The 6325-nt window shown below is 46.7% G+C and carries 6 protein-coding genes; 3 read left to right on the forward strand and 3 right to left on the reverse strand.

Annotation, left to right across the window (positions count from 1 at the left end):
* Positions 1 to 48: 48 nt before the first annotated feature.
* Genes ACRPK8_RS05755 through ACRPK8_RS05765 form a run of 3 tightly spaced genes read right to left on the reverse strand, consistent with a single transcriptional unit; the run spans position 49 to position 2085 of the window.
* Positions 49 to 480, reverse strand: a complete 432-nt coding sequence (locus ACRPK8_RS05755) for a Fur family transcriptional regulator (RefSeq protein WP_432237330.1) — start codon at positions 478 to 480, stop codon at positions 49 to 51.
* The gene (locus ACRPK8_RS05760) at positions 452 to 1321 is read right to left on the reverse strand and encodes a metal ABC transporter permease (protein WP_432237331.1); all 870 of its coding nucleotides are present in this window, start codon (positions 1319 to 1321) and stop codon (positions 452 to 454) included. The genes ACRPK8_RS05755 and ACRPK8_RS05760 overlap by 29 nt, the downstream gene beginning before the upstream one ends.
* On the reverse strand, positions 1321 to 2085 hold the full coding sequence (locus ACRPK8_RS05765; RefSeq protein WP_432237332.1) for a metal ABC transporter ATP-binding protein: 765 nt from the start codon (positions 2083 to 2085) through the stop codon (positions 1321 to 1323). Before ACRPK8_RS05765 ends, ACRPK8_RS05760 begins: the two co-directional genes overlap by 1 nt.
* Positions 2086 to 2300: 215 nt before the next feature.
* On the opposite strand from ACRPK8_RS05765, the gene ACRPK8_RS05770 reads away from it, so the two are divergent.
* The 3 genes from ACRPK8_RS05770 to ACRPK8_RS05780 are packed head-to-tail and all read left to right on the forward strand — an operon-like array spanning position 2301 to position 6226.
* Entirely contained in the window at positions 2301 to 3839 is a 1539-nt protein-coding gene (locus tag ACRPK8_RS05770; protein WP_432237333.1) for a Ppx/GppA family phosphatase, read from the forward strand.
* Complete coding sequence (locus ACRPK8_RS05775) at positions 3836 to 5995, forward strand: RNA degradosome polyphosphate kinase (RefSeq protein WP_432237334.1); 2160 nt, start codon at positions 3836 to 3838, stop codon at positions 5993 to 5995. Before ACRPK8_RS05770 ends, ACRPK8_RS05775 begins: the two co-directional genes overlap by 4 nt.
* Before the next feature lie 60 nt (positions 5996 to 6055).
* Positions 6056 to 6226 (forward strand): XapX domain-containing protein, encoded by a 171-nt coding sequence (locus ACRPK8_RS05780; RefSeq protein WP_432237335.1) that lies wholly within the window; start codon positions 6056 to 6058, stop codon positions 6224 to 6226.
* Positions 6227 to 6325 lie beyond the last annotated feature (99 nt).

Raw genomic sequence — 6325 nt, forward strand, 5'->3', positions numbered from 1 at the left:
TAGTCCTAAAACAAAAAAAGAGCATGTCCGATCGGACATACTCTTTGTTCAAGACGTCATACGTCGACAACTTGCACAACGACCGTAAATTTCGAATTTATGATCCTCGACTTCAAACCCAGTTTCCTGAACCGGCGAAATCCATTCCATCGGACAGACATTCAATGTCTCTGTTTTCCCGCAAATCCGACAAATCAGGTGGTGATGATGATGACCCGAAGCACACGCTGCGCGATATTTCATCTCTCCGTCGAGTTCTGTCACCTCTAGCAGGTCGATGTCCGAAAAATCATTCAAGTTCCGATAAATCGTATCGTAGCTGAGTGAAGGATGGGACATTCGAAGGGCTTCCGCTACTTCCCGTGCACTGACATAGCGATTCACTTCAAACAGATAGGATAGTAGATCCAGCCGTTTCGGTGTCGCCTTGAAGCCGGAAGCCTTCATCCGTTCACGCGCTTGTTCGATGTTCGTCTTCATGTGTTTGCCCTCCCATCCAAAATCGTTCCAACAACATGACGATGATCAATTCAAGAACCGCCAGTAAGACAATCATTCCACCCGGTGCCAAATCAAATTGATACGCCAGAATGAGTCCAAGCACTGTTGCGATTTCGCCAAAGAGGATGGCATAAAAGATTGTCGCCTTAAAACTTTTGGCAATCCGAAGTGCTGCTGCGACCGGTAACGTAATCAAGCTGGAAACAAGCAGAATTCCGACGATCCGCATGCTGATCGCGATGACAAGTGCGACGACAATCATGAAGAGGACATGCACAAGACGAAGACGAATCCCCGACACACGTGCCTGTTCTTCATCAAATGATAAAAATAACAATTCCTTATAGAATGCAATGACGAAAATGACGACGACGATTGTCACAGCAAAAATCGTGTAGACATCCGTCAAGGCGACGGCTGAGACCGTTCCGAATAAGAAGGAGACGAGATCCATCGAAAAGCCGTTCGCAAGACTAATGAATGTCGCTCCAAGACCCATTCCTGTCGCCATGATGATCGGAATCGCCAATTCTTGAAAGTGCTTATACTTCGCCCGCAACCAGTCAATCGTCAGTGCCGCGATGACTGCTGTCACGATTCCTAAATACAACGGATTCAGGTCTGCCAGTTGTGCAATCATCCCAGAAATCAAGAGACTGAGCGCAATTCCGGCTAATGTGACGTGCGACAGCGCATCGGCGATCAAACTCATCCGCCGAACGACGACGAATGAACCGATCAATGGTGCCGTGAAGCCAATCAGGATGGCTGCAACTAACGCATATTGCAGAAACTTCAAGGTCATGAATGCCTCAATCATCAGACACCCTTCCCTTCATGTACAAGGACACGGCCGGGAACCGGATAAAGAGACCGGATCGTCTGTTCATCAAGCTCCCAGTACTCCTTGATGCCACAATTACAGCCTAACCGTCCATCCACGAGATGAATGACATCCGTGACGAGTTTACTGACGAAATGAATATCATGCGTGACAAGAACGAACGTCCGACGCTTATCACGGCGTAACTCTTCTAGAATTTCATAGAATTCCTTGACATACCGTTGGTCCACCCCGACCGTCGGTTCATCCAAAATCATGAGATCCGGATCATTCACGAGGGCGCGGGCAATGAAGACACGTTGTTGCTGCCCACCAGACAGATCACCGACCTTCGAGTCACGACGCTCCCACATGCCGACTGTCTCAAGCGCAGTGCGAACTTTTTCGCGATCCGTCCGCGTCAGGCGGTGAAACAGTCCTTTCTTCGCATACAAACCCATTTCAACGACTTCAGCAACCGTCACCGGGAATCCTGAATTAAAGGATGCTGCTTTTTGCGATACGTAGCTGATGCGCCACCATTCGTTGAATTGAGACTGCTGTTGTCCAAATAGACGAATCGTACCTTTTGGCTGCAACAAACCTAATATACATTTAATCAACGTCGATTTTCCCGATCCATTTTCACCGACGATGGCTAGGAATTGACCTTGCTGTACTTGAAACGTGACCTGATTCAAAACCCGTCGATCCGGATAGTCGTAACTCACCTGGTCAATCTCGATAATGGGTGTTTCCATCTATTCTCACTCCTTCCGTTATCGTAAAACGGAATAATTACGTCTTATTCAACTGTCTTATTATAGCGCCGGTGAATTAACGGTGCAACTCTAACAACTTCCTACCCTACGGTGAAAAAATCAGAGTACAATAAAGAAAGAAGCTAGCTGTTTTCAGCTGGAGCCTAGAGGGAAATCTTTATATGGAACGCATTGTAGAGAGGAGTCGGAGTCATTTGAAACAAGAACTTGCAGTCATCGATATCGGTTCCAACTCGATCCGTTATGTCATTTTCCACCCGATTGCTTCCGGACGGTATATCGAGAAGATTAATATTAAAGTCGTTGCCCGTCTGTCTGCTCACATCAATGAAGATGGGGCACTCGACGAGGAAGGAATCGCATTACTCGAAGAAACGTTACATCGCTTTTATGAGGTCGGGATCACGCATGAAGTCGAGGAGACGATTTGCGTCGCAACTGCTGCGATTCGCAATGCAACGAATCAAGAAGCAATCGTTGCTGCCGTCACCGAGCATACGCCATTTTCGATCCAAGTCCTGTCGGACGAACAAGAAGCCTATTACGGCTATTTCGCCATCATCAATTCGACTTTCCTCGAAGACGGGTTTTCCGTCGATATCGGCGGTGGCTCGATGGAGGTCACCTTGATTGAGAACCGGGAAATGGTCGCATATCACAGCTTTCCGTTCGGTGCGGTCACGCTTACCCGGCAGTTCGTCTCGGATGAGACACTAAGTTCCAGCGACAAGAAAAAGCTCGTGAAGTTTCTGCGCGAACAATTTGAAACGATTCCTTGGTTGACGGACAAAGAACTACCCTTGATCGGTGTCGGCGGATCTGCCCGAAACTTCGTCCGGATTCATCAAGCCAATCAGGATTATCCACTCCACAGCGTGCACCAGTATCAAATCAAGGCAAAAGAGCTTTCGAAGATGGTTGACGACTTAGAAGGAAAGTCTGCCAAACAATTAGCCAAAATCGAAGGGCTGTCAAAAGATCGAATTGATATCTTTCTTCCGGCGCTGATCGCCATCCAAGAACTCGCACAACATATCGAAGCAGAAGAATTCGTCATGAGCAACCTGGGTCTCCGGGAGGGTCTCGTCTACGAGTTTGATGTACAGGATGAAGCGTATCGCCGAATCGAAAACGTGCGTGAGCAAAGCCTTTATCAACTGGAGAGCGATTATAAGGTCAACCGAGATCGCGCAACCTATATCGGTACCCTCGCAAAGTCGATGTACCGTCAACTCGTTACGCTCGACGTGATTCCGGAACGGGCGTCGGATTTACGCTTACTGGATTCAGCAAGTCGTCTGTTTTACTGCGGACAATACATCAATCCGGATACCCGGTCCGATCAAACCTTCTATTTGCTGACAAATACTGAATTAAACGGGATGACGCACAAAGACCGTGTGGCGCTCGCGCTCGTCAGCTCGTACTCATCGGCCAAACGGATGCAACAGTTAGCCAAACCCTTCAAAGACTGGTTTACCGAAAAATCACTTGATCGGTTCGACTTACTCGGTGCCTTATTAAAATTAAGCCATTCCCTTGACATCACGGAGCGTAAAGCAGTCGATCATCTCGAACTGTTTTCGGAAAAAGACGAACTGCGCTTCGTCTTGGATACAGGTGATCACGACTACGGCTTTGAAGTCGAAAAAGCTGAAAAACAAAAAAAGCATCTTGAACGGATCATTGATTGTACAATCACTTTCGAAACGAAAGGAGACGATCTTTCATGAAGCTCGATATTCCCGAGCATTTCAATAATCGTGAGCTTAGTTGGTTACAGTTCAATGAACGCGTTTTAGATGAAGCGTTCGATACCCGCAATCCACTAATGGAACGTTTCAAATTTCTCGGTATTTTCAGCTCCAATTTAGATGAGTTTTACATGGTCCGTGTCGGCGGTTTAAAGGATGAAGTCCTAGCGGGCTTTAATAAGCCGGAAAACAAACAGCAGATGACACCCAAACAACAGTTGCGCGCCATCGCCTCAAAAACAAAAGAACTTGTCGATCGTCAATACGAAGCATTTCAAACAATCCATAAAACGTTGTCTGACGAGGGCATCACCTTTTTGAAATATGATGCGCTAGACGCCGAACAGACGACCTATGTGAAAACGTTCTTTCGGGAACAGGTCTTCCCTGTCCTGACACCCGTTGCCGTCGACGCTTATCGTCCATTTCCGATGTTATCTTCGAAGTCGTTGAACATCGCAACGGTACTTGAGGCGGAAGATGGAACAAAACGAAACTTAGCACTCGTTCAAGTACCGGCCGTCCTGCCACGATTCGTTGATTTACCTGTCCCTGATGAAGAGACGACCGCCATCATCTTACTTGAAGATGTCATCGTCGCCTTCATCAGCAGCCTATTCAAAGGTTATCGTGTACTATCTGCTATGCCTTTTCGCATCACCCGTAACGCGGATCTTCCGTTCCATGAAGAAGGCACTCATGATTTGTTGAAATTGATCGAAAAGGAATTAAAGAAACGGCGTTGGGGTGTCGCCATTCGTCTAGAAGTTCAAAAGACAGCCATCAATACGGAACTGCTCAATATGTTAAGGGATGTACTCGATCTGCAAGAACGTGATATTTTTGCTGTTGACGGTCCGCTTGACTTGACGTTCGCCTTTGCGTTCTATAGTCAAATCGGGATTGAGTATGATCATCTGATTTATCAGACGATCATGCCAGTTGACCCCCCTGCGCTTGATAGTTCTAAAAATCTGTTCAATCAGTTACTCGAACGCGATTACCTGTTGCACCATCCATACCATACGTTCGACCCGATCGTCCGCTTCATCGTTCAGGCTGCGAACGATCCAAACGTCCTGGCCATTAAACAAACGCTTTATCGCGTCTCAGGTGACTCGCCGATTATCAAAGCCTTGAAGACGGCAGCCGAAAATGGGAAACAGGTCACCGTTCTCGTCGAACTGAAAGCCCGGTTTGATGAAGCGAAAAACATCGAATGGGCAAAACAACTCGAAAAAGTAGGTGCTCACGTCATCTATGGCTATAGCGATTTGAAGACCCATTCAAAAATCACACTCGTCGTCCGGCTTCAGGAAGGAAAAATTCAACGTTTCGTTCATCTCGGTACTGGTAATTATAATGATTCAACCGCAAAGCTCTATACGGATGTCGGTTTGTTGACATCTCGTGAAGAAATTGCCGAAGATGCGACGAATTTTTTCAACTGGCTGTCCGGATACGGGGAACAACCCGAATGGAATGTCATTCAAACCTCTCCCAACGCGATGCTCGAAAAGTTCCTCTCTTTGATTGACGAAGAGATTCAGCACCATAAAAAACATGGAAACGGTCGAATCGTTGCAAAGATGAATAGCCTGACTGAAAAGGATATCATTTTAAAGCTGTACAAAGCCTCGCGTGCCGGTGTCCAAATCGAGCTGATCATCCGGGGGGTCTGTTGTTTACGTCCCGGTATCAAGGATGTTTCCGACAACATCCGAGTCGTTTCAATCGTCGATCGGTACCTTGAACACTCGCGCATCTTCTACTTCCATCACGGCGGACAGGAGTTGATGTATGGCTCGAGCGCGGATTGGATGACACGCAATATGCGAAAACGGATTGAAATTCTGTTCCCGATCATGGATGAAGAGCATAAAGATTATCTAAAAGACTGTCTCGCCTTGGCACTTGCTGATAACATTAAAGCACGTGAACAATCTGCTGACGGTTCGTATCACTACGTCAGCGACGGAAAACAGAGCTGTGAATCACAGTTGCTGATTCAAGACTATACGAGTGGGAAGTTGAAACAAAAACCTACGTTTTCCGCACCCCTTACGAACAAATGGCTTCCTATCGAAAAAAAGGAAGAAAAGATCATCTTTGATCAAAACGCTTCTTTGCAATGACCGTATGTCGCAAATGAAGGTGATTCATGAAGCTGTTTAACAGCAGAAAGGACGCAACCTATGATTCAGCAAATCTTATTATCTTTACTCGCAGGTGTAATCTGCGGAGTCGTCTTTACCGCACTTAAACTCCCTATTCCCGCGCCGCCCGTCTTTCCGGCGATCGTCGGCATCTTCGGCGTATTTCTCGGGATGAAAATCTTCCTTTTCCTCTCGGAGCGCTTCTTTTAATAAAAAAACGTTCGCCCGCACTGTGATATGCTCCCCAAAAAGTAGACAGTTGAAATAACAAAAACTGTCTACTTTTTGAAGGGAGCTTTTTCTATGGCT

The sequence above is a fragment of the Exiguobacterium sp. TDN 0502 genome, from assembly GCF_050846835.1.
Classification (GTDB): Bacteria; Bacillota; Bacilli; order Exiguobacteriales; family Exiguobacteriaceae; genus Exiguobacterium_A.

What these genes read in the sequence shown, in the direction of transcription:
- ACRPK8_RS05755 (WP_432237330.1), bottom strand. Translation starts at nt 480, where the DNA reads ATGAAGACGAACATCGAACAAGCGCGTGAACGGATGAAGGCTTCCGGC.
- ACRPK8_RS05760 (WP_432237331.1), bottom strand. Translation starts at nt 1,321, where the DNA reads ATGATTGAGGCATTCATGACCTTGAAGTTTCTGCAATATGCGTTAGTT.
- ACRPK8_RS05765 (WP_432237332.1), bottom strand. Translation starts at nt 2,085, where the DNA reads ATGGAAACACCCATTATCGAGATTGACCAGGTGAGTTACGACTATCCG.
- ACRPK8_RS05775 (WP_432237334.1), top strand. Translation starts at nt 3,836, where the DNA reads ATGAAGCTCGATATTCCCGAGCATTTCAATAATCGTGAGCTTAGTTGG.
- ACRPK8_RS05780 (WP_432237335.1), top strand. Translation starts at nt 6,056, where the DNA reads ATGATTCAGCAAATCTTATTATCTTTACTCGCAGGTGTAATCTGCGGA.